Annotated in this window: 17 protein-coding genes and 1 tRNA gene; 9 read left to right on the forward strand and 9 right to left on the reverse strand. The window is 50.2% G+C overall.

Annotation, left to right across the window (positions count from 1 at the left end; translation table 11 throughout):
• Window positions 1-53: 53 nt before the first annotated feature.
• Window positions 54-803 carry a tRNA (N6-threonylcarbamoyladenosine(37)-N6)-methyltransferase TrmO gene (gene tsaA / locus AC04MQ_RS16480; protein WP_475392608.1) on the reverse strand — a complete coding sequence of 250 codons (750 nt, stop codon included), beginning with the start codon at window positions 801-803 and terminating at the stop codon, window positions 54-56.
• Window positions 803-3,973, reverse strand: coding sequence for an isoleucine--tRNA ligase (ileS, locus tag AC04MQ_RS16485; protein ID WP_475392609.1), 3,171 nt, complete (start codon window positions 3,971-3,973; stop codon window positions 803-805). Before ileS ends, tsaA begins: the two co-directional genes overlap by 1 nt.
• Window positions 3,974-4,192: 219 nt before the next feature.
• Here ileS and AC04MQ_RS16490 point away from each other — a divergent pair, with 219 nt between their 5' ends.
• Entirely contained in the window at window positions 4,193-4,915 is a 723-nt protein-coding gene (locus AC04MQ_RS16490) for a hypothetical protein (protein WP_015091338.1), read from the forward strand.
• A gap of 28 nt (window positions 4,916-4,943) precedes the next feature.
• Here AC04MQ_RS16490 and AC04MQ_RS16495 read toward each other — a convergent pair whose 3' ends face one another.
• The 3 genes from AC04MQ_RS16495 to AC04MQ_RS16505 all read right to left on the reverse strand — a co-directional run bounded on the left by AC04MQ_RS16495 (window position 4,944) and on the right by AC04MQ_RS16505 (window position 6,530).
• Complete coding sequence (locus AC04MQ_RS16495; protein WP_041577708.1) at window positions 4,944-5,633, reverse strand: carbonic anhydrase; 690 nt, start codon at window positions 5,631-5,633, stop codon at window positions 4,944-4,946.
• A 111-nt stretch (window positions 5,634-5,744) separates the two neighbouring features.
• Window positions 5,745-6,077, reverse strand: coding sequence for a hypothetical protein (locus AC04MQ_RS16500; protein ID WP_015091340.1), 333 nt, complete (start codon window positions 6,075-6,077; stop codon window positions 5,745-5,747).
• Between the two features lie 370 nt (window positions 6,078-6,447).
• Window positions 6,448-6,530: transfer RNA gene (locus AC04MQ_RS16505), tRNA-Leu, on the reverse strand.
• A gap of 565 nt (window positions 6,531-7,095) precedes the next feature.
• Here AC04MQ_RS16505 and AC04MQ_RS16510 point away from each other — a divergent pair.
• From AC04MQ_RS16510 to AC04MQ_RS16530, 5 genes are all read left to right on the forward strand, one after another.
• Window positions 7,096-8,232 (forward strand): carboxylate-amine ligase, encoded by a 1,137-nt coding sequence (locus AC04MQ_RS16510; RefSeq protein ID WP_041577710.1) that lies wholly within the window; start codon window positions 7,096-7,098, stop codon window positions 8,230-8,232.
• A gap of 29 nt (window positions 8,233-8,261) precedes the next feature.
• Window positions 8,262-9,452, forward strand: coding sequence for a hypothetical protein (locus tag AC04MQ_RS16515; RefSeq protein ID WP_475392610.1), 1,191 nt, complete (start codon window positions 8,262-8,264; stop codon window positions 9,450-9,452).
• Between the two features lies 1 nt (window position 9,453).
• Window positions 9,454-10,806, forward strand: a complete 1,353-nt coding sequence (locus AC04MQ_RS16520; protein WP_015091343.1) for a hypothetical protein — start codon at window positions 9,454-9,456, stop codon at window positions 10,804-10,806.
• A 26-nt stretch (window positions 10,807-10,832) separates the two neighbouring features.
• Window positions 10,833-11,939 (forward strand): gamma-glutamyl-gamma-aminobutyrate hydrolase family protein, encoded by a 1,107-nt coding sequence (locus AC04MQ_RS16525; protein WP_015091344.1) that lies wholly within the window; start codon window positions 10,833-10,835, stop codon window positions 11,937-11,939.
• Between the two features lie 61 nt (window positions 11,940-12,000).
• Window positions 12,001-13,404, forward strand: coding sequence for an aldehyde dehydrogenase family protein (locus AC04MQ_RS16530; protein ID WP_475392611.1), 1,404 nt, complete (start codon window positions 12,001-12,003; stop codon window positions 13,402-13,404).
• Here the strand turns inward: AC04MQ_RS16530 and AC04MQ_RS16535 are convergent.
• The 4 genes from AC04MQ_RS16535 to AC04MQ_RS16550 form a co-directional block, all read right to left on the reverse strand.
• On the reverse strand, window positions 13,401-15,620 hold the full coding sequence (locus AC04MQ_RS16535; RefSeq protein ID WP_015091346.1) for a monovalent cation:proton antiporter family protein: 2,220 nt from the start codon (window positions 15,618-15,620) through the stop codon (window positions 13,401-13,403). The two genes, AC04MQ_RS16530 and AC04MQ_RS16535, sit on opposite strands and share 4 nt — an antisense overlap.
• A gap of 151 nt (window positions 15,621-15,771) precedes the next feature.
• Window positions 15,772-17,391, reverse strand: coding sequence for a S8 family serine peptidase (locus tag AC04MQ_RS16540; protein ID WP_475392612.1), 1,620 nt, complete (start codon window positions 17,389-17,391; stop codon window positions 15,772-15,774).
• Window positions 17,392-17,725: 334 nt separating this feature from the next.
• On the reverse strand, window positions 17,726-18,451 hold the full coding sequence (locus AC04MQ_RS16545; protein ID WP_015091348.1) for a dolichyl-phosphate beta-glucosyltransferase: 726 nt from the start codon (window positions 18,449-18,451) through the stop codon (window positions 17,726-17,728).
• Window positions 18,451-20,541, reverse strand: a complete 2,091-nt coding sequence (locus tag AC04MQ_RS16550; protein WP_475392613.1) for a site-specific recombinase — start codon at window positions 20,539-20,541, stop codon at window positions 18,451-18,453. The genes AC04MQ_RS16545 and AC04MQ_RS16550 overlap by 1 nt, the downstream gene beginning before the upstream one ends.
• Window positions 20,542-20,658: 117 nt before the next feature.
• Here AC04MQ_RS16550 and AC04MQ_RS16555 point away from each other — a divergent pair, with 117 nt between their 5' ends.
• From AC04MQ_RS16555 to AC04MQ_RS16565, 3 genes are read left to right on the forward strand one after another with little or no spacing between them, the layout of a single operon-like run.
• Window positions 20,659-21,216 carry a thioredoxin-like domain-containing protein gene (locus AC04MQ_RS16555; protein WP_475392614.1) on the forward strand — a complete coding sequence of 186 codons (558 nt, stop codon included), beginning with the start codon at window positions 20,659-20,661 and terminating at the stop codon, window positions 21,214-21,216.
• Window positions 21,213-21,635 carry a FixH family protein gene (locus AC04MQ_RS16560; RefSeq protein ID WP_475392615.1) on the forward strand — a complete coding sequence of 141 codons (423 nt, stop codon included), beginning with the start codon at window positions 21,213-21,215 and terminating at the stop codon, window positions 21,633-21,635. The genes AC04MQ_RS16555 and AC04MQ_RS16560 overlap by 4 nt, the downstream gene beginning before the upstream one ends.
• A complete protein-coding gene (locus AC04MQ_RS16565; RefSeq protein WP_475392616.1) occupies window positions 21,636-22,529 on the forward strand; it encodes a serine protease spb1 in 894 nt (297 codons plus the stop codon).
• Window positions 22,530-22,537: the final 8 nt, after the last annotated feature.

Consider the following 22,537-nt stretch of genomic DNA (forward strand, 5'->3'; position numbering starts at 1 on the left):
GGCCCACCGCAATTTTTCCTAAGCAGTGCGTAAAAGCCCCAGTGATGGGGCTTTTACTTTTTTAGATCCTGAATGTCGTAAACGTAAAGACCTGATTCACGCAGTTCGTACTTCACATCATTTCCCAGCACATCGATGCCATAGCGCTGCCCCCAGGATTGAGGGGCTGTGACCGGGTTCTGACGTTTTTGGAAGGCCGGACGAGGATCTAGCTCCATCACATCCACAATCAAAGCGCGCAGATTCTGCTGACCTTCTGGATCGCGTTTTAGAATTTCACTTTCAGCTTCGTCAGAGAAAATAACCGGATAACGAGGAATCGGCGCTGACGCCCACCCTGCACTGGCCTGTGGGATTGAATCCGCATAAGCGATATAAGGCTTGATATCGAGCACCGGAGTGCCATCCACCAGATCCACACCACCGATGTGAATCTCGGGCCCGCCTTCGGCCTCAAAATCAATTTTTTCAACCAAGACCGCCGAGAGCCCGATAGGATTCGGACGGTGTGGAGAACGCGAAGCCAGAACACCGACTTTGCGGTTGCCACCCAAGCGCGGCGGACGGATGCTGGGTTTCCAGCCCTTGCCACCATGATCGTGAAAAACAAAAACAATCCAGATGTGAGTGAACTCTTCCAGCGAACGCAGAGCGGTTTTCAAATCCGGATCGGGGTTGATTTTAATCACCCCTTTTGCCTGCGCCGCAAGCCCTGGCTGGCGCGGGACTCCGAACCTGTCTTTGAACGGAGTTCGCACCACACCTATTGCCGAAAATTCAAAAACCTCTCCAAGCTGTTTCATTATCTTGGCAGGTTGGTGACGCCGATTTTAATCGTCTGACCATCGATGTCTGATGTTTCCGTGTGTTTGCCGTTAGGCTCTGCCGTCAACGCCAGGATGTTCAGATTCTTCGTCAGGGTTTCACCGGTGATCATGTCCTTATGGGCATTCAATGCATCCAGCAAAGCACCGTCACAGGCGATTTCCAAAGTGATCTTGTCATCCATCTGGAAGTCCGCTGTTTTACGAGCGACCTGGATCTTACGCATGATCTCACGAGCCAGACCTTCACGTTCCTGCTCTGGGGTCACTGTCGGATCCACTTCGATGGAAACGATCTGGTGCACGGACAAGTTCGCGTTGTCACCTTTAGGTGCACGACGGATTTCCACATCAGACAGACTGATTTCTTCACCTTCGATGACAACAACACCGCCGCCTTCAAGCTTCAGGATGTTTTCCAAGGACATGGACATGATGCCAGCGCCCACAGCTTTCATCTTAGGTCCCAGACGTTTACCCAATACCGGGAAGTTCGCCTTGGCAGACACCTGAACGAATTGATCTTCATTCGGGTTGTAGACAACTTTGCGGAAGTTCAGTTCGTCCACGAAGAACGGTTCGAACTTTTTCAAAGTTTCCAGAAGTTCTGCACTTCTGTGGATGATCTTGATTTCATTCAGCGGGATTTTTGCTTTCACGCCGATTTTTTCACGGTGATTGCGACCCAGGGTCACCAACGTGTCCATGGCTTTCACGGCTTCTTCCAACTCAGGACGAAGCATGGAAAGGTCTGCCGCCGGGAAGGATTCAAGGTGAACAGAGTCTTTCTTGTCTTTCAGAACCTGTGAAAGATTCTTGTAAGTCACTTCAGACATGAACGGAGCAAACGGCGCCATCAGACGTGACAGGGTCACAAGGACTTCATGCAAAGTCTCGTAGGCATAGCGTTTGGTTTCCGGCATGCCGTCTTGCCAGAACAAGCTGCGGTTGAAACGGATGTAGGTGTTTGTCAGGTCTTCAATGAACTGAAGCAAGTGAGGCACAACGTTGTACAGACGATAAGCGTCCATTTCTTTGTGCGTGTTTGCAATCAGACCGTTCAGACGGGACAAAACCCACTGGTCTAGAATGTTTGGAGACTTCTTCGCATCGCCCTTTGGAACAAAGCCATCGATATTGGCATAGTTCGCAAAGAACGAATAAGAATTCCACCATCTTAGCAAAATCTTACGAACGATATCGTAAACGCCTTTTTCAGAGAACTTCAGTTCCTGGGCTTTCACCACCGGAGAATCAATCAGGTACAAACGCAAAGCATCCGCACCATGCTGATTCAACACTTCCATCGGATCCGGATAGTTTTTCAAAGACTTGGACATCTTGCGTCCGTCTTCAGCCAGAACCAAACCGTTCACAACCACGTTTTTAAATGGAGCCTGATTGAACAACGCCGTACCAATGATGGAAAGCGTGTAAAACCAGCCGCGTGTCTGATCCAGACCTTCTGCGATGAAGTCCGCCGGGAAGGCTTTTTTGAAATCCTCCACAGATGTTTCAGGATAACCCCATTGTGCATACGGCATAGAGCCGGATTCAAACCAGCAATCCAATACACCATCCACACGCTTCAACGGCGACTTGCCGGTTGGAGACGGGATCGTGATCTTATCCACAAATTCAATGTGCAAATCGTCGACCTTCTGGCCGGATAGTTTTTCAAGTTCGGCACGGGAACCGATACACATCACTTCGCCTTCGGCATTTCTCCAGATTGGCAGAGGTGTACCCCAGAAACGATTGCGCGAAATCGCCCAGTCACGAGCGCCTTCCAGCCAGTTGCCGAAACGGCCATCACGCAGATGATCCGGAACCCAGGAGGTCTGTTTGTTGTTGGCAATCAGCTCTTCCTTGATTTTTTCAACGGCCACAAACCATGAAGACACCGCACGATAGATCAGTGGCGTGTCGGAACGATAACAGAATGGGTAACTATGCTGAATGGTGTCTTGCTTGAACAGGTTTCCGCGTTTTTTAAGATCCGCGATGATATCCTTGTCAGCTTCCTTTACACGCTTCCCAGCATAGTCAGGAACCTCAGACGTGAACATACCGTCGTCATCCACGGGATTGACCATCGGGATGCCGGCTTTTGCGCAAGCATAGTAATCCTCTTCACCGAATGCTGGCGCCATGTGCACCACACCCGTACCACTTTCAGTGGTCACGTGATCAGAAGAAATAATACGGAACGCACCTTTGTCAGCGCGATCACCAAAGTAAGGGAACAAAGGTTCGTAAGTCAGACCCACAAGCTCTGTGCCCTTCATCATCTGAAGAACTTCAACTTCATCGTCGGCTTTTTTGAAGACCGAAGAAAGCAGCGCCTGCGCCATGATCAACTTGCGACCCGTGGATTTTTCAAGAATCTTGACGTATTCGATGTCATTACCCACAGCCAACGCCAGGTTGGAAGGCAATGTCCAAGGAGTCGTCGTCCAAGCCATGATCGATGTATCCGGCTGATTTACCAGCTTGAACATCACCGTGATTGCCGGATCCTGAACCATTTTGTAGTTCTGATTGGCTTCAAAGTTTGAAAGAGACGTCGAGATCCCTACAGAGTAAGGAACGACTTTGTAACCTTCATAGATCAGACCTTTTTCAAACAGCTGCTGGAACACCCACCACACGGACTGCATGAAAGACACGTCCATCGTAAAGTATGGATTTTCCATATCCACCCAACGACCCACACGGCGAACCGTGGTTTTCCATTCGGTGGAATAACGTTTTACAATCGAACGACAAGCGTCGTTGTAATTGGCAACACCCATTTTGAAAACGTCTTTGCGACTTTCAATTTTATGAGTCTTGTTGATTTCATACTCGACCGGAAGACCATGACAGTCCCAACCGAAACGACGAGGCACAGTGTAGCCTTTCATCGTCCAGTAACGAGGAACCACGTCCTTCAACACACCCGCCAGCAAGTGACCATAGTGCGGAAGACCGGTTGCAAACGGAGGCCCGTCGTAGAAGCTGTAAGTTTTTTTGCCTTCAGGATTCAAAGATTGAGCAAAAATTTTCTCCTGATCCCAGAAGTCCAAAATAGACTCTTCCTGCTTGGCAAGATTCACATCTGGTTTTACGGCTGAATACGGTGTCGAACGTGTGTTTGCATTTGTCATAGGTCCTTAATAACTATCAGGTTTTCAAGGAACTTGCACGTCCAGAAGCCCCCTTTGGCAGGCCCCAACGACGTTTTGGCGTCGCGTCAACATGTGCCTCCTCTTTGCCTCCAGGAAATGACACTTCCCGGAGCTTGTTTAGAGGATAAACAGGTCCGCCCCCATAGGGAACCATTGGGTGGATTTGGCCATGGAACGGATTCTGCTAGTTATCGGCCGATGACTAAGCTGGTTTTCCTGACTCTTATTCTGATTTCCACGGCGGCTTTCGGTAAATCCGAGAAGGCCACCTTCAGTGACTTGCGCCCTCGCCTGCTTTTAAAGGCCACGGCCGACCTGTCCGAAGTGGTCACTCAGCCCGAAATCCTGCAGCCACCAGCTGAGAAAACCGTGAATATGGCTCTGACCGAATACGACCAAAAGCCGATCCGCAAAGATCGCCTGTATCGTGTAAGCTATGTTCATTCATTTAATTCCTATGGCCTGAAAGACCACAAAAAAGTCGACACGGTTTACACCCTGTCACTGGTGGAACTGGGTAAGAACCTGCAACCCACGGGAGTCATCCACTTTGTCGGCACCAAAGCCGATCCAGAATCCGTGATTGGCAATTTTGAAAAGATCCCCGATCAACTTTACCGAAGTCCCACCCTGCAAACCGGGCGCGCGGCCGTGCGTGACCATGTGATCAATTCAGCGTCGGTGATTCTCAATGGCAAGACCATTGCCGCTTACAACAAGTTTGAAGTCGTTGCCATCAGCAAAGAGTATATTCCCTTCACTCTGGCCTTCAAATACACGCTGAAACTGCGTGAGGTCCGAACCAAACACGTCTACACGCTGTCAGCCCCGGAGCGACAGAAGCTTCCATTGTGGGCGCACCTGGTGGCGCCGGGGAACGAACGAGTGATCAAGTTCCCGGGTGGCGAGCTTCACTACTAGTGAAGCCTTCAGATTTTCTTTTGAATAATTAAGGCAACGTCGTGGCGCGAAGTCCATTTAAAGTGACTTCGTCAAACACGTGAGTGGCGTCGTTGTAGTTCCACAGGTGACCGTTTTCCAAGTCGAAGTAAACCCCAAAAAGCTCCAGACCGCGGGACTTGATTGCATCCTCAATGAACGGGAACGAACGCAGATTCTGCAAAGAAGTCACGATGGATTCTTTTTCACAATCACGGCAGTGGGTATCCAAGTCCCCATGCGGATCTTTATCCAGAACTTTCAGCTTGGCTGTTTCCGCGATGGTCATCCACTGCGCCACAAAGCCGCCCTTAAGAACGTTTTCAGGCTGAAACAGGGAACGGATACCACCACATTGACGGTGTCCCAGAACCACGATGTTTTCGACTTTCAGGTTGGCCACGGCAAATTCGATCGCGGCACTGACCCCGTGAAAACCCATATTAGATTCATAGGGCGGCACCAGATTGGCCACGTTGCGAACCACAAACATTTCTCCCGGAGAAGACGAAAACAAAATAGCCGGATCAACACGAGAGTCACTGCAGGCGATCATCAGTGTTTTAGGGCTTTGACCGATGCTGGAAAGGTGCTCATACAGGTGCGAATCCTGGTTGTTAAAGAATCGCTGCTGAAAGCGATGAAAACCAACAACCATCTTCAGAATTTCTTTTTTTAGCGTGCGTTCCTGTAAAGCCATGGGATTTCTGTACCACCGGATTGGACAGGCGAAAAGAATTTTATACATTCTACATTAAAGAAAATCCCACGCACCTAACCAGTTGCGTCGCGTGCGTCCAAGTACCCGAAATCAGGCCATCTCTTTCTTATTGTTTAAGGTCCGACGAACCGCCTGACAAAGGGATCGGATCGCATAGGCCTTAAAGTCATCAGCAGGATCACAGGCATCCTCAAAGACGACCTCGATGCTTTCCAGATAGTTGCAGATCTCTTTCAGCGATGGATCTTCTTCCGCCCGGGACAACAAGGTGTCAGAAATAGACAGAGCATGCCACCAGCGCTCCCAGTTTTCGACCTTGCCGGATTCTGTCGTCAGCACTTCTTCTTTTTTCATATTCATCAAGTTCCCATAATACAAAAGCAACCGCTCTGCTTCAGCCTGATGAAGCAGAACCACATCCATAATTTTTTGCCGATTTGATAAAGAAGCAGAAGAATGGCGAGCCCAGCTCAAACCCTTCTTCGCAAAACTACTCTGAGACAGAAAAACTAAATGCAACCATGAACTGACACTAACACAAAATCCAAAAACTTAAAACCCTTGGCTGCACTCGAGCCCAACTGACATTCGAACAATCAAAGTCCCACGCAGTGAACGGCCCTCTGCGCGCAGCGCTCTTAGGGCTTCTTGCCCGCAAGTGCAAGTTCCGCAGGCCTTTGCAGCAAACTAAAGCACCCAGAAACGCCGACGAACCCAAAAGCGACCTTAACTAGTAAATGAACACAAAGAGCGAGGACTGTCCGAAGCAATTGCGGGCAAGAAGCCCTAAGAGTGGTGCGCGGAGAGGGACTTGAACCCTCACGCTTGCGCATACGCCCCTCAAACGTACGTGTCTACCAATTCCACCATCCGCGCGCACCTATAAGAAATTCTGATAGAGGGAACAACTAATTAACCATTTTGACCCCTCAGAGTCAATAGGATGCCCCTTGAGCCCCGGTCAGTAACTAGACCTTTTTTTTGCCCACAAATTTAGCAAAAAAGATTAACCCCAACCCCACCCCTGCCTGTCATATCAATAAGAGCACGGATGCTCTTACAAACGGAAACAAGGGGACGCTAGGATGGCACCTCAGGAATCCGAGGCCACGGAAGGCCGCAAAAAGTAAAAGGAAGGAGAGAGTACATGACAGACTTACAAGATGTAGCGATGTTCTGCCTCTTCTACTCGGGAGTAGTAATGTACGCTCTCTGGATAACGGTGGCACGAAGCCCCGCCCGAGTTGAAGCAAGAAAAAGACGATACTGAAACTAAAAATTTATTTTGGGCGACTCAGTGAAGGTTTGGTGGTTCCCTTCACACGAGTCCGGGGGGCCGATGAGGCCCCCCATTTTTTATTTGAGCGCACCAAGTCATATTATTCCTACATTTTCAGCTTTAAAATTTGCCCCGATGGTCATAACTCCCTAAGGTGATTTTATGACTAAGCCTCAACCCATTCCTTTTGGAACATCGGACTTATTCTCGCTGGGTGTAGAAGTTGAGCTTCAAATCATTCACCCGCTAACCAGAAACCTTTTTCCCATATCTCCGGACATCCTGGAAGAATGGTCCTTACAAAGCCCGCATCTGAAACCTGAAATTTTTCAGAGTATGCTGGAAATCGACACCCCGATCTGCAAAAACGTGCAGGAAGTGGAATATGAACTGCTGCTGACCAGCCGCGAGCTTTTGCGCATCTGTAAAAAGCACGGTGCCCGTCTGGCCTCCAATGGAACCCATCCATTCGCCAAATGGCACAATCGCATTTTCTATCCGTCGGACCGCTATGAATATCTGCTGGAGCGCAATCAGCACATCGCGCGCCGTTTGATGATTTACGGTCTGCATGTGCATCTGGGAATGAAAGATGGTGATCACTGCATCGCCATGATGAATGAGTTCCTTTACTATCTGCCGCATATGCTGGCGATGTCGGCAAGCTCCCCGTTCTGGACAGGGCATGACACGGGTCTGGCGTCTTCACGTATCACTGTGTTTGAAGCTCACCCGGCCGGAGGCACCCCGTGCCGAGTGGAAAACTGGGCGCAATTTGAAGACATCGTACAAAAACTAACCCGCAGTAAATCCATCGGAAGTTTCAAGGACATCTGGTGGGACATCCGTCCAAGTCCAAATTATGGCACGCTGGAAATCCGCATCTGTGACGGAGTTCCGGGAATTCGCAAAACCACGCGCCTGGTGGCGTTCATTCACCTGCTGGCTCGTCATCTGCAAAAACGTCTTGATCAGGGCATTCGCCGTCAGACGCCGGATGACTGGATGGTGCGTGAAAACAAATGGCGCGCTTCCCGTCACGGGCTGGATTGCGAAGTGTTGATTGATAACGACGGCATGACGAAAAATCTGCGCGAAGACATCCACGATCTGCTGACCGCAATGAAAGATGATGCCGCTGAGCTGGGCTATACGGAATATCTGAAACAACTGGTGGAAGAGGATCTGGCAAATCCATCCTATGAAATCCAGCGGGCTCTGTTTGAAAAAAACGGAGCACTCGAGGATGTTGTCGACTCACTTTGCGACGTCTTTGAAAAGGATCTCGACGTCGTCTGATGGCAGGCCCCTTGCTTTGTTAAGACTGCATGCAAGGGTGCTTTTCCAAAACCTTTATAAAGCTGCTTAAATCCGTGATTGTCACATCCGTGGTCACCCTGTTGCCGTTCTTCGCTGCCGCCGAGAACTTTGACAACTGCATGACCCACGCCCTGACAACCTCGTTCCCCCGCATTGCCGTCGGGGAAAAGTCGCGTCTCTTTGTGAGATGCTCCTCTGAAAAAAGCCAGCCCGAAGCCGGCCAACCGCGCCCCCGCTATACCACTTCTGAAATCAAAGCTCTCAGCCAGGCCTTTGAAAATATCACCGACTGCCTGGAAATTGATCCTCAGTGGCTGTTCCCCAAGCTGATGATGGAAAGCGGTTTTCACGTGCAAATTCAGAATCCCAATGGCGACGCCGGCATCGGCCAGTTGACTGGAAAAGCCATCGCGGACGTGGATCAGGTGCTGCCCGCATATAGGGATCAGATCTTCAAAAGCAGTAAAAAATCCTGCCAATGGATCAAATCCCGCACCCAGTACCGTGGTGCAAGCTTCTGGCGCCCTTTGCTGAAAGAAAGCAAATGCTCTTTGATGTCGAAAAATTCGAACCCCGTAAAGAATCTGCTTTATGCGGGAATCTTCCATAAAATGAATGAAAGATACGTCGACAACGAATTTACCAAACGCAACATCCCGGCTTTGCTGCGTGAAGCAGGTTACCCTCGACAGGATTATATCCAGCTAAAGCGCATTCTGATCACCCTGGGCTACAACACCGGCGGTGCCGTGGCGGTAAAAAACCTGCAGGATTATCTTTTCAGCCGTGTCGATTTCATTCGTCGTAAAAGTCAGGAATTCAACATCCAGCTGCTGGGCAGCCTGACCGAAGAAGACCGCGCCCAGGCGCTGTCCTATGTGCAAGCCAAAGATTTTGATTTTAAAAAAGGCCTTGGCGACTTCCAAAAACACAAAAACAATCTGAAACAGCAACTGCGCGAACAAAACCGCCAACTGACCGAAGACCAAGTCGACGTGGCGGTTTCCCGTGTCCTCAGAAACGTTTCTGCGTCGATGTACAGTTTCCCAGAATGGCTGCAAGTGTGGCAAAGCCACGGCGGCCCAGGGTATGTTTCAAGTCTTGCTCAAACGGCCGTGCACCTGGAAAAGCGCTTTGGCCGCACGTGTTCCAACCCCGACAACTATCGCGTGATTGAATCATCCATGGTGGGCCTATAATATGTTTATCCAACGCTTGCTGCTGATAACGGCGCTGATCACATCCATGGGGGCCACATCCCTGGGTGCCTCTCTTTGCAGTTCCATCTTTGCAACCAGCTCCGCAAAAACCGGACTGCACTCCAGCCAATCCCAGTGGGAACAGCTTTTCCAAGGTGCTCAAACACCCCAGCAATACAAAACCGCGATCCAGCAAATGATTCGCACCATGGAGCAGTCTCCGCTGGGACCGCCGGCGCAGTGGCGCACTCTAAATCAAAATTATCAAACAGAGTTCCTTTTCCTGATGCCTCAAATCAACTTTGTGGAACCGTTGATTAAAATGCGTTCCTCCCTGACAACGGCCCAGAAAAAAGACCTGCTTGAAAGCATTGATGGATTTAAGTCCGCCATTCAAGAATCCAATCGGGTGTCGTTGCACTATTGGCACCTTCAATTTGAAACCATGAAAATGGCCTTGAGCCCGAAACTTGCCGATGCCTACATCAAGAACATTCCCGCGGATACGGCGTTAATCCAGAACACCAATCACTATCTGACCATCAGCCTGCAAAGAGTCCTGGAAACCCTTCCAACCAAGGACGCCGCGCGCCTGACGACTATGCTGACCAAAGGAATTCAGAAAGAATATAAAAACAAAGATCCGGAAATGAAAGACCGCCGTCGCAACTTCGAAGCCCTTCATAGGATCATCAATAGCGCCACCGTTTCCAAATACTATTCCGCCTTACAAGGCAAGTCGTCGCTGAGCAAAGCCGAGGCGTCCCGTATTGTTGAGCAGTTCTGGAATGAGTTCTATCAAACTCCCACACAGAAACGCTGGCGCTCGGAATATTCCTTTAGCCTGGTTCTAAAGACGGCGGCGGCGCTGCCGCAAAGCCCTCTGGCGAAACACCTTTCCCCGGACTCCGTCCTTGAGATTTATGGCAGTTTCCCGAATGGAAAAGCGGATCTGCAAAAATCGGATTTTGACCTGCATCTTAGCAGGGATCTGGCGCGCAAATTCATTCAATCTTTCACTGACCGCAATCGCAACTATGCCGAACCCTTTGCTGATCAATTCAGGGACCAGCCCACGGGCGAGGCTCGGTCCGCTATTTTGGAATTTTCAAATGACCTGGTTGCGACCGAAAAACGTGTCTCTGAGATCATGGGGATCACCCGCTATGAACCTTCAGAGCTTATGACCATTGTGCCGCTGCTGGATTCCAGCTTTCACACGCCCGCAAAGATCAACTATTACAACCCGATCTCGCTTCGCCTGGAAAAGGGCCGGATGTATCTGGAGTTCCATGACGTTATCAAACAGCGTCAGGCGCTGAAAATCGAGCTGACTGACGGTCCTTCGCACTGACTAACAATTTTAGGTGCCGTCTCAGTTTGAAACGTCACGGCACCGGTAAAAACCACCACGATAAAGCTCAGCACCACAAAGCAGGCACTGCTTTTGAATATCCCTTCAGTATGGGTTACAGCATGTGGATTCTATTATTGGTTCTAAGTTTTGCCAGATTTGCCTGGGCCACCGGCGATCTGGTTCGTCTGTATGAATGGAGTCCAGGAAACACCCTGGCGCCAATCATTCTGCCCGTGAAGTCCGGGGAGACCCCGGAACAAGCCGCCACCCGCTATATGCGCGGATTGCAAAGACAGCCCGAACTGATGGAACTGTTTGAAGGCAGAACACCTGATTTGGCCTTGTCCGGCTTTAAACCCTTAAATGAAAACTCCCGTGAATCGCGCGCGCTTTTGATTGCGAATCTTCCGAAGGATTACGGCATGAATTCCCAGCGTGTGATCAACTTCAAAAAAATCTTCGCGCAAAGCCGTCAAAGCTCGTTCATCCTGCCCATGAATGCCAACCTGGGACTGAGCCTTGAAGAAACCCGCGACCTGTTCAAACAAATATCTGAAAAATTCCCATTCATGGTGGCCATGGGTGGAGATGACGTTGAACCAAACCTTTACAAGAAACAAAACACCCATTCCCGCAACACTATCCCGACCCGCGATCAGTTCGAAATTCAGCTGATCAAGTCTTATGTTGCGCAGGAAAAAGGCTTCCTGCTGGGGGTTTGCCGTGGTTCTCAGATTTCGGCAGTGGCTTTGGGTTATCAGCTGATGCAGGATGTGCCTTTCCATGTCGGCGATAAAGTCAGCCACGCCAACGACTGGCATGAAATTCAGGTTCATAAAACCAAACACAACCTTCTGGGTTCATTGGTTCCAAACGCTGACGGAAAACTGCTGGTGAATTCACTGCACCACCAGGCCGTGATCTATAAAGAAAACGGTCCATTACAACTGGCTGCCCAAGGACACGATGGCGTCACGGAAGCCACCGAGTTTAAAAACGGCCGCGGTCTGCTATTGCAATTCCACCCGGAACTGATGAACAACCAACTGGGCTCCAAGATCCTGTGGCGCATTGTTCAGCAAAAGAATGTCGTGATGCCTTCCCGCTGCTCTAAAATCTTTGCTCTGTAACACGGCCAGACGGCCTCACTAAGTGATTGCCCTTTAAAGACAGTGATCTAACATAAAGGGCATGCTGGAAAAGTTCTTTCTTCATCAAAAGCAGTACAGTTTAAAAATCCGCGGCGAAGGCTTGGCTTCCCGTATTGAAGCTCTGAACGAGCTTGAAAAAGCCATCGAAGCGCACCGCTCAGAAATCATCGATGCCCTGAAAAAAGACTTCCAAAAGCCAGAAGCCGAAACCCTGCTTTCAGAAATCTATCCTGTCCTGAAAGAAATCAAATTCACCAAAAAGCATCTTTCCCAATGGGCCAAAGCCAAAAAGGTTCACACCCCACTGACTTTGTTTGGAAGTAAAAGCTATATCCAACCCGAGGCTCGCGGCGTGTGCCTGCTGATCGGCCCCTGGAACTATCCGTTTCAGCTGTGTATGCTGCCACTGGTCTCGGCGATTGCGGCGGGCAACTGTGCGATTGTGAAGCCTTCTGAACTGACCCGACACACCAGCAGCGTGATTAAAAAAATTCTGACCGGAACCTTTGTTTCAGATCACGTCTTTGTGGCCGAGGGCGGCGTTGAGACAACGCAGGAACTTTTAAAGTTGCCTTTTGATCATATCTTCTTCACTGGCAGCACCCGGGTGGGAAAAATTGTCATGGAAGCTGCCGCCAAGAATCTTACCAGCGTGACCCTGGAACTGGGTGGAAAGTCCCCGACCATCGTGGATGCCACGGCAAATGTTGATGAGGCCGCGCAAAAGATCGCCTGGGCCAAATTCATCAATGCCGGCCAGACTTGCGTGGCTCCGGATTATCTGTTCGTGCACGAAAGCATCTATCATGCCTTTAAAAAACGTCTGATTGCGGCTATTGAAGGCTTCTATGGAAAGTCCCCTGAACTGCGCAAAAGCTCGCCGGACTTTGCACGCATGGTTAGTTTCAATCATGCCCGCCGCCTGAAGGACCTGATCGACGATGCCGTCAGCAAAAATGCCAAGGTCGTTTTCGGTGGCGAGTCTACACCAGAGGAACATTTCTGCGGACCGACCTTGCTGGAAAATGTGGATCCTCATTCCCTGATCATGCAGGAAGAAATCTTTGGCCCGGTACTGCCCGTGATGACTTTCAAAGAAATTTCAGAGGTGATTCACTTTATCAACGAACGGGAAAAGCCCCTGGCTTTGTACTGCTACACCAACAGCCAAATGAACATGGAACGAATTCAATACGAAACCAGCTCTGGTGGACTGGTCTTTAACGATTCAGTGATTCACTTTGTAAACCCGTATCTGCCCTTTGGCGGAGTGAACCACAGCGGCCTGGGCAGCTATCATGGGGAACATGGCTTCCGCGCGTTTTCACATGAAAAAGCGGTCTTAAAGCAGTCCTTCTTCGGCAAGCTTTTGCGAATCATGTATCCCCCATACACGCCGTTTAAAATGACGGCGCTGAAGAATCTGATTCGCTTCCGCCTTTAAGTCAGTTGCAGGATCTTTTCGCGATCGCCCACAATCCACAACAAATCCCCGCGCTTCAGCGTTTCGCTGGAGTCCGGGTTTAAAATACGCCCGCCCTCACGTTCGATACCGACCACCAGTCCGTGGGTGATCTCGCGCAGACCGCATTCACGGATGCTTTTGTTCAGGAATGGCGAACCGTCCGTCAGCAGATACTGCTCAAGACTGTACTCGGCTTCGGCTTCGGTTGAGGCCACTTCCGGGACCTCGGATTGAATGAACCCTTTAAACAGAATCAACTGCTCATCCGTCCCGATCACAAAAACATGATCGTGAGGCATCAGACATTCCACCCGGCCCGGAGCCGTAATACGACGGCGACCTCGTTCGATCAAGGCAATCGTCACCCCGTACTTTTCACGGATCGAAAGCTGATGCAAAGGCACACCGACGTAAGGAGCCTCCGGCGGAATCATAAATTCTGTGATGTGGGCGTCCCAGGGGGCCAAAGAACGGCTGTTCTTTCGGGCATGAACCTTCTGAACATCGTCATGCAGGTTGGTCAGGAAGCGTTTTTCAAACCAGCCGTAAATGTCCTGCAACTTCTGAGAAAGCACATACCCAACCACCACGACCATCCACAAAGTGATCGCCACCGCCCACAGCAGCGGCACAAACTGCCCCACCATCGCGCCCAACAGTCCCACCGCCAGCATGATCCGGGAAACCAGAAAGACATAGTTATGACTGCCCTTCCCCTGCTCAACCAAAAGGGCTTCGAACTGTTTGGTCCGCCCAAAAGCCAACGCCCACAAGAACGGAGCACTCATCACCAGGGTGGCACTTAAAGTAAGGAACTTGGCAGGACCTTCTTCCATCTGGCGTTCCAAAAGAAACGGCAGGAATACACGGGCCATGGTCAGGAACACCGCCACCACAACCACCGCATTCAAGAGAACCTTTAAGATATAGGCGCGAACCTGTTCACGCCATTCGCGGTTCCCGGACATAGAAAATGAAATCACACTGTAGCTGTCGATGGACTGGATAAACCGGGCTGGCAGGAATCGTTCAAGCCACGCATAAGTCTTTTCCGCGGACCGCGCCATGTACGGAGTCGTAAAGGCTGTCAGCACTGAAACCGCCACCGCGATCGGATAAATCTTTTCACTGATAACCTTAAGACTTAAACCCAAGGTCGCGATAATAAAGGAAAACTCGCCGATCTGAGCAAGACTCATTCCGGACTGCAAGGAAGACTTGAAGGTCTGCCCCGACAACACCGAACCTAAAGTCACACTTAAAGTTTTTCCCACGATAACAACTGCTGACAGCAGCAGCACTTCTTTCCAATAAATAGATATCACATGGGGATCAATCAGCATCCCGACCGAAATAAAGAACACGGCCGAGAACAGATTTTTGATCGGCGCAATCAGATGATGAATGCGTTCGCCTTCGATGGTTTCAGCCAAAATGGAGCCTGTAATGAACGCTCCCAAAGCGGATGAAAACCCGACGTTGCTGGCAAAAACCACCATCATCAGACACAGCCCCACGGCCACGACCAGGACGGTTTCTTCAGACAGCAGCTTTTGCGTGCGCTTTAAGAAACTTGGCAAAAGGAAGATCCCCGCCACGAACCAGATCGACAGGAAGAAGGAAAGCTTAAGGACCGCCCCCAGCATTTCGGATCCGGAAAAGTCCCGGGTCAAAGCCACCGTGGTCAGCAAGACCATCAAAAGAACGGCCACAAGGTCTTCGATAACCAGAACCCCAAAGACCATCCCCACGAACTTCATGTTCTTCATACCCAGTTCTTCCACCGTGCGGATGATGATGGAAGTGGATGAAATCGAAAGAATCCCGCCCAGGAACAAACTGTCCATGGTGCTCCACCCCAACAGGCGGCCGGTGGTGAATCCAAACAGGATCATCAAAGAAACTTCAAATAGTGCGGTGAAACTGGCGGATCCGCCGACGCGCAAAAGCTTTTTAAAGCTGAACTCCAACCCGAGGGCGAACAAAAGGAAGATAACCCCGATTTCCGCCCACAGGTTGATGCTGGCCACCCCAATCACCGTCGGGAAAATCGAAGTTTTCGGCCCCACCAGAAAGCCGGCGACCAAATATCCAAGAACTATGGGTTGATTGAGTTTTTTAAATAGAAGTGTAACAAGCCCTGCAGTACCAAGAATCAGGGCCAGGTCGTGAATCATCGCCGGTAAATGCTGCATAGATAAATTATGCCCACAATTCAGCCTAAGGCACCAGCTGCGTTTTTACTAAAAGGTAACAGGCGCCTTTTTCCGCAGCAGTGCGCCAGAAAAGCAAAACGGCCTTCCCGAAGGAAAGCCGTCTTTAAAAGATCTGAATTTGAAGCGAAAATTACTTCGCGTCGATCGCAGCTTGAACAGCCGCTTCAGCGTTCACGATACCAGCGCCCAACTCGTTAGCAGAGTTTGGAGCCAGTGGAGTCGCAGTGCGCTTCAAGATTTCTTTTACTTGAGCACCAGTCAAAGCTTTGTTCGCAGCTTTCATCAAAGCAACCACACCAGATACGTGAGGAGTCGCCATGGAAGTACCATCGAATGCAGCGTAGTCAGTTGCCATAGTGTGCAAAGTTGCAGTTGCCACTTTACCGGAGTTGATTACACGAACCAGCTCTTGACCAACAGTTTGTTCGATCATGAACACGCCTACTGGAAGAACAGAACCGTCATCAGTCAAAGCACCCTGGATCAGGCCCGGAGCGTTGTTGTAAACAACCACACCAGCTGCACCCGCTTTGATCGCATTCTTAACTTTGTCACCGAAAGTGATTTCACCGCGAGAGATCAAAGCGTATTTGCCTTTAACGTCTACTTTAGCGAAGTCTTCTGGTTTACCCAAGTTAGCGTGAACAAGCACGTTCGTTTCTGGAGTCAGGATCTCTCTTGCACCCTGGAAGGTGGAAGAAGCAACTTTTACAGTTTTCTGACCGTTGGAAACGGATACTGCAGATTCACGACCAGTACCTTGTGGTACAGCGGAAACAACCGCAACACCTGGAGCAACTACAGCCAATTCCGGACCGTATTGAGAGAAGTCTGCTTTGTGCAGGTTTACGTCAACTGCGCCTACTGCGATAACAGTGGACAAAGCAGCCGGGTAAGAAACGCGGTTGGAACCGTTGTTACCGGAAGCCGCTACAACAGTGATACCAGCTTTATCAGCGGCAGCTACTGCAGTTCTTTCAGCCGGAGTAGACCAAGCGCCACCCAAAGACATGGAGATCACGTCAACTTTTTCCTGAATACCCCAGTTGATACCTTGAGCGATTGCTACGTTGGAGCAACCCTGCTCAGAGCACACACGGCCCGCAAGAACTTTTGCTTTAGGAGCAACACCAGTGAAACCTGTGTTGTCCAAAACGCCAGCGATTGTACCAGCTACGTGAGTTCCGTGACCTACTTTATCAGAGAAGTCAGAACCGTTGCTGTCGCCAGTGAAGTCTTTACCTTTTTCGAAGTTAGCAGCCAAAGATGGGTGAGCTTCGTCGATACCAGTGTCCAACACCAGTACGCGAGCGCCAGCACCGCGGCCGGATTTATTCCAAGCCTGAGTCGCTTTTACTGCATGGATACCCCATGGAGTTTTTTGACCCAATTTAGCCTGAGATTGACGGGATTGACCCAAGAAACCTTTTACTGGAGCTGGAGCATCGTGGAAGATTTCCTTCTCAACGTAAGCTACGGCTGGATTCGCTTTCAATTTTTCAATTTGAGCGTCGTTGTCAGTATTAACAACTAGTGAGTTCAAATTCGCAAGACTGTCTTCAAGTTGACCTACGGCTTGAGATTGAACTCCCAAGTCCAAGCCCTTAGACGCATAAGACCCCTTCATCTTATAAGCCATGTGAGCTTTATTGAAAGACTGTTGGTCTTTCATGATCACTAGAACGCGCTCTGCTTGAGCTGATGTCGCGAAAAGCACTGATACGATGAGTGCAAACACGTTGAATTTCATTAAAATTCCCCCCATATCCATGGACTCCAACAATTGAAGTCCTCATGGAGAGGCACTTCATTTCAGCTTGAAAGATTTATCAAGTACTCTTTTGGAACCACCTAAATATTTTTTTGGCACCAGAAAAGTGAAAAAATCTGTCATGAGGGTGGGGGTTCCAAAGTGGCACCCCAGTTCGATTTTAGGACCAGCGCGGCCTTTATTATTAGATTCTCTTATAGATACCATCATTTATTTGGAATTAGCTGCACAATATTAAATCAAAGTAAATGACCGTTCGCGTCGTCACTTTTTTGTTCATGAGCAGTATTTGAGCAACCGGAAAGCCGCAGTATCAGGCCTTTTTAAGGCGACGGCGCATCTGACGGATGGCAAAAAGCATTTCCAAACTGTCATGGACAATGCGCACACGCGAAGATTCTTTGTGCTGCCAGCGAATCGGGACTTCGCGCACACGCAGACGGAATTTTTCCATGAATAAAATCAATTCCACATCCCAGGCGAAACGTTCAACGGAAAGAAGCGGAAGCACCTTGCTGCGAAACACCTCTTCATTGCGCACAAGTTTAAAACCACACTGAGTGTCTTTATAAGGAAGGCCGATAAAGAAGCGCATGATGCGATTAAAGATCTTCCCCATCGTCTGACGAATCCAGTGCTGCCGAACTTCAATCTGACTGTCCGGCAGGGCCCGTGATCCCATGATCAGATCAAAGCTCTCTGACCAGGTCAGAAGTTTGTTCAGTTCTTCCCACGGCGTTGCCATATCCGCATCCGCCACCAGAATCCAGTCACCGCGGGATTCAATCAGACCTTTTTTGACCGCCGCCCCTTTGCCTTGATTTTCCTGCAGACTGTGCAGACGAAGCACCGGCCAATGCACACGGTCTTTTTCCACCACTTCACGCGTGCGATCGCGGGAACCATCATCAATCACCAGCACTTCACAGATTTCGGCTTTCAACACTCCGGATGAAGAAAGCTCACGCAGCCGCTGCAAGGTGCCCGGCAGACGCTCTTCTTCATTGTAAGCTGGAATGACCACCGAAACTTTCTGCATCAGTGGCCGTGATTTCCATTCGATGATTTCGGCACAGTCGCCCCCACCGGCAGGAAGAAGCTTAAAGGGCTGGAGAAGAATCTTTTCATCACGGCTTTACGAATGGCTTTACGCTGAGGCGGCTTGATGCCGCGGGCTTTGATCGCCACCCACAACGCCATCCCGAAGCTGACCAGCACGTTCAGGGCCCCAATAAAGAAGATCCCGATCACCGCGCGCCAGAATTCCCAGGACTTCATAAAGTCCACACCCAGAACCGGCAAGGCACCGCCCAGAGTTCCGGACGACAAAGTCACATGGCGCACATCCAGATGCAGGCCGATGAATTTCATAATCTCTGGAGTCATCCCCAGCAAAATACCCAGGGAGATATTCCCGACAAGACCCGAGATATTGTTTTCAAAAAACACGGCAATACTGCGTGCCCCGCGTTTGCCAAAGATGGCTTTCAACGTCGGACTGCGCGCCAGAGTCTTACGCAAAGAATTCAGCGCAAACCAGTTGTCTGCCCAACCGGACGTCAAACTGGACAACCACAGCAAAATCCCGGTGAACGCCGCAAAGATCAGCGCCGGCCCAAAGACATCGACGGACTTAAAGGCATAAACCGCCTTTTCATGAGACATCAGATGTCCGCCAAAAAGCATAAAGAACAGGGCATCAATCAAAATCACACACGGAATAACAAACATGACGTTGCCTGAAATGGCCGCCACCTGAGAACGAATGATATGCGTGATGTCCGTCACCAGATCATTCATGCCTTTTTCACTGTCCACATCCTGCATTTTTGCCGCCAACGCCGGCGCGGTCATCGCCGGCTGCTTGGTGCCAAGAGTAAATCCAGCCAGATGAATCGCCACAAAGCTCAGCGCATAGTTGAAAGAGGCAAACACCCCTTCCATAAAGCTTGAAAGCCCCAAAGCCAGAATGCCGATCTTGACGTAAACGGTGATCGCGGTCATCGCGCCGCCACCGCCGGCAGCCTGAAGCATGCGACGGTATTCTTCTTTGGTGCGGGTGATATAGTGCTCGCCGGTTTCAGCAGCCCGTTCAACCACTTTTCGCGCCAGCAAAGAAATGTTCTGGGACAGAAGCGATGAAATACTGCGCAGTTCCTGATTTTCCTCGATCAGCTTTGAAAGGAAGCTGGTGACTTTTTTAGAGTCCACGCGCTCGTTAAGCAAAATCTCAAGCAGGCTGTCAACCCGCTGCAAATAGGTGCGAAGACGAGCCAGCTGGAAAACAAGAGCAACACTGACCCCGTATTCATCCAGATGCTTGTGCACCTGCACCAGTTCACGACGGCACTCCCAGATGATCATGCGAAAGCGCGAGGCTTTTTCCAAAGCCAGATTGCGATCCCCGGCATGATAGGCATTCATAAACTCTTCAAGACCGCGCACCATCGCAAAGAACGCGGAATCACGGAAGTTCGGCTTATCCAGACGATATCGAATCGCCGGTGACAGCCCAATGGCGCGCACCTGAATGACCAGATACACCAGCGCGTCTTCCAAATCCATGCCGAAGCGATTCCAGTCTTTTTCATCAGAGCCGACTTCATAATTGAAAAGCTCCACCAGACGATCAAAGGTCGACGGATCAATAGAGGCCACCCACAAAGGGTCATCTTTTTCCGGGAACAGAGCCCAGAACAAATACCCCAGTTCATGATCCAGCGGCGGAGTCGGCAGCATCTTCATCATCAGACGATCAGAAAGCTCGCTCCAAAGCCCCACCTCCCGCGGAAGACCGGTTTCGGTGTAAAGCTCAAGCCCGCTGACTTCGTGGACCACGGTTCTAAGAATCACCGCGACAGATTTTTTCCATTGAGGATTGCGCTCCAGAACCATCAGCAGGTAACGCAGACGAGCCACCGGCAGACGACCGGTTTCTTTTTCAATATGCGCGTCTACAGCGCCTTCATAGCGAACCCACTGCAGCAGCCGAACCAGCCACTGGAGCTGATCTTCCAGCTGTTTCTGTTCTGAGGCCGAGCCTAAAAGCACATCCAGGTCACTGTGAACCTTGCTGCTTCTTTTGTACTGAATGAACCGATTGCGGAAGGCTTTGATCTTTGTAAACATATAGAAAGTTTACAGAATCCCATTTCAAAGGCACGCGGGATTCTGCCCAAAGATGCGTTGCGCAACGCAACCATTTGTGGCATTTCTCCCCATCCCTCACCGTGCTAAAAGTTCGCTATGCGAAACGGTCTGATTTTCACCCTTATTTTGATGTTCTCTCAAATCTCTATGGGAGCTGATAAAATCACCAGCCTTTCAGGGCTTGATGTGCTTAACAGTGAAACAAAGACGTTTGCCACCGCCGGACACAAGGCCACGGTCATCGTGTTTCTTTCAGCAAAGTGCCCTTGTTCTGCCAGCCATGAAACTTTGCTAAAGGACCTCGGCCAGCAGTACAAAGAATTCCAGCTCATCGGCATTCACTCCAACTCGGACGAAACTCTTGAAGAAACACAAAATCATTTCCGCGAAGCCAAGCTGCTGTTCCCGGTGATTCAGGATTCTCGCAGCCAGTGGGCCAACAAACTGGGCGCCTTGAAAACCCCTCACGCCTTTGTTTTAAGCCCTGCCGGAGAAATGCTTTATCACGGTGGTGTGACGGACAGTCATGTAGGCCCTACTGCTAAAAAGCAGTTCCTGAAAGAGGTCCTTGAAGACCTGCAGGCCGAAAAGCCTTCTCGCCACAAAGAAGGGCGCGCCCTGGGATGTTACATCCAAAGAGCGGATGAAGCATGAAGCATCTGATTTTGCTTTTAGTCCTGACCCTTTGTGCCTGCGCCCGCCCCGATTATCTGCCGGAAACACCCGCGGCGAACAACGAGCAGAATGATCCTCAGTCAACCTGCCCGATCTTTTTCAGCAAAGAAAATATCTGTGCTGAGCTGATCTGGAAACAAAACCCCACCAGCACGGATTTTTCTGAATTTGAACTTCGTTTCAACTCTGCGGTGGCGATTGAAAATCTGTCCGTGATTCTGTGGATGCCATCCATGGGGCATGGTTCATCCCCGGTGAAAATCGAATCCCTTGGGGACGGCAAGTTCCGTGTCTTTAAGGTCTTTTTCATCATGCCCGGTGACTGGGAAATTCGCATCGTTCTGAAAGCCACCCAAACAACCCTGGATCAGGTCTTTGTACCTTTGGTGGTGCCTTAGATGAAACTGCTGGCATTGGCTTTGTTTTTCGCAAGCTCTCCGACTATGGCAGCCAGTTGCTGTGGCGGCAGCTTTTCATTTCCCGCTTTGATTCTGGGGGATGACAAGGCTCAGATCACCGGAACCATTAGCCAGTCTGAAATCACCGATGATGTCTTATCCAGCGGCAAATGGATCCGCCGCAAAGATGACAATCGCGCGCAGATGCTAAAACTTGAAGGGGCTGTTCTTTTTAGCGACAGCCTTCAAGGGGGTTTTTCCCTGCCCGTGCATTCCAAAAACAGCCGCACCTCTGACACCAACTCAGGCCTTGGGGATGTGTCGCTGTACCTGGGGCATGAAACTTTCCCCGAGCTGACTTATTCAGCCTGGAAACCCCGCGGGGTCACGTTCCTGCAATTGACCCTGCCGACAAGTCCATCCATTTATGACAGCGCTTTGAATGCTTCGGATATTCGGGGTCGGGGCTTTTATTCTTTGGGGGCGGGACTTGCGCTGATCAAAGCCTGGAAAGTATGGGATTTTAATTTCAGTTCTGAACTTCACAGATCATTTGAAAGAACCGCTTCCGGTGACGCCTACAACGGTGAAGCCACCATCCGTCCGGGCTGGGGCACGACGCAAAGCCTGGGTGTTGGCTGGAATCGCGGGGACTTCCGCTTGGGAAGCTCTTTGGCGTTTCTTTATGAAGAGGCTATTACCATCAGCGGTTCAACAACTTCGCAAGGGCATGCGCAAAAAAACTTCACGCTCAGTCTTGCGGGAAGTTACATGATCAATCTGGAATCGGCCGTGACCGTCAGTTACGCCGATCAAAGCCTGATCGGAAATCCTGTTAATTCAAGCTTATCAAATACCATTAATCTGAGCTACCAACAGCGGTGGCCCCGTTAGGAGACTTT

Source organism: Bdellovibrio sp. MYbb2, assembly GCF_056175685.1.

Coding starts and splice junctions, on each gene's coding strand:
- AC04MQ_RS16530 (WP_475392611.1), top strand. CDS start 12,001: ATGCTGGAAAAGTTCTTTCTTCATCAAAAGCAGTACAGTTTAAAAATC.
- AC04MQ_RS16540 (WP_475392612.1), bottom strand. CDS start 17,391: ATGAAATTCAACGTGTTTGCACTCATCGTATCAGTGCTTTTCGCGACA.
- AC04MQ_RS16520 (WP_015091343.1), top strand. CDS start 9,454: ATGTTTATCCAACGCTTGCTGCTGATAACGGCGCTGATCACATCCATG.
- ileS (WP_475392609.1), bottom strand. CDS start 3,973: ATGACAAATGCAAACACACGTTCGACACCGTATTCAGCCGTAAAACCA.
- AC04MQ_RS16535 (WP_015091346.1), bottom strand. CDS start 15,620: ATGCAGCATTTACCGGCGATGATTCACGACCTGGCCCTGATTCTTGGT.
- AC04MQ_RS16495 (WP_041577708.1), bottom strand. CDS start 5,633: ATGGCTTTACAGGAACGCACGCTAAAAAAAGAAATTCTGAAGATGGTT.
- AC04MQ_RS16550 (WP_475392613.1), bottom strand. CDS start 20,541: ATGTTTACAAAGATCAAAGCCTTCCGCAATCGGTTCATTCAGTACAAA.
- AC04MQ_RS16555 (WP_475392614.1), top strand. CDS start 20,659: ATGCGAAACGGTCTGATTTTCACCCTTATTTTGATGTTCTCTCAAATC.
- tsaA (WP_475392608.1), bottom strand. CDS start 803: ATGAAACAGCTTGGAGAGGTTTTTGAATTTTCGGCAATAGGTGTGGTG.
- AC04MQ_RS16560 (WP_475392615.1), top strand. CDS start 21,213: ATGAAGCATCTGATTTTGCTTTTAGTCCTGACCCTTTGTGCCTGCGCC.
- AC04MQ_RS16545 (WP_015091348.1), bottom strand. CDS start 18,451: ATGCAGAAAGTTTCGGTGGTCATTCCAGCTTACAATGAAGAAGAGCGT.
- AC04MQ_RS16515 (WP_475392610.1), top strand. CDS start 8,262: ATGCAAGGGTGCTTTTCCAAAACCTTTATAAAGCTGCTTAAATCCGTG.
- AC04MQ_RS16565 (WP_475392616.1), top strand. CDS start 21,636: ATGAAACTGCTGGCATTGGCTTTGTTTTTCGCAAGCTCTCCGACTATG.
- AC04MQ_RS16490 (WP_015091338.1), top strand. CDS start 4,193: ATGACTAAGCTGGTTTTCCTGACTCTTATTCTGATTTCCACGGCGGCT.
- AC04MQ_RS16510 (WP_041577710.1), top strand. CDS start 7,096: ATGACTAAGCCTCAACCCATTCCTTTTGGAACATCGGACTTATTCTCG.
- AC04MQ_RS16500 (WP_015091340.1), bottom strand. CDS start 6,077: ATGGATGTGGTTCTGCTTCATCAGGCTGAAGCAGAGCGGTTGCTTTTG.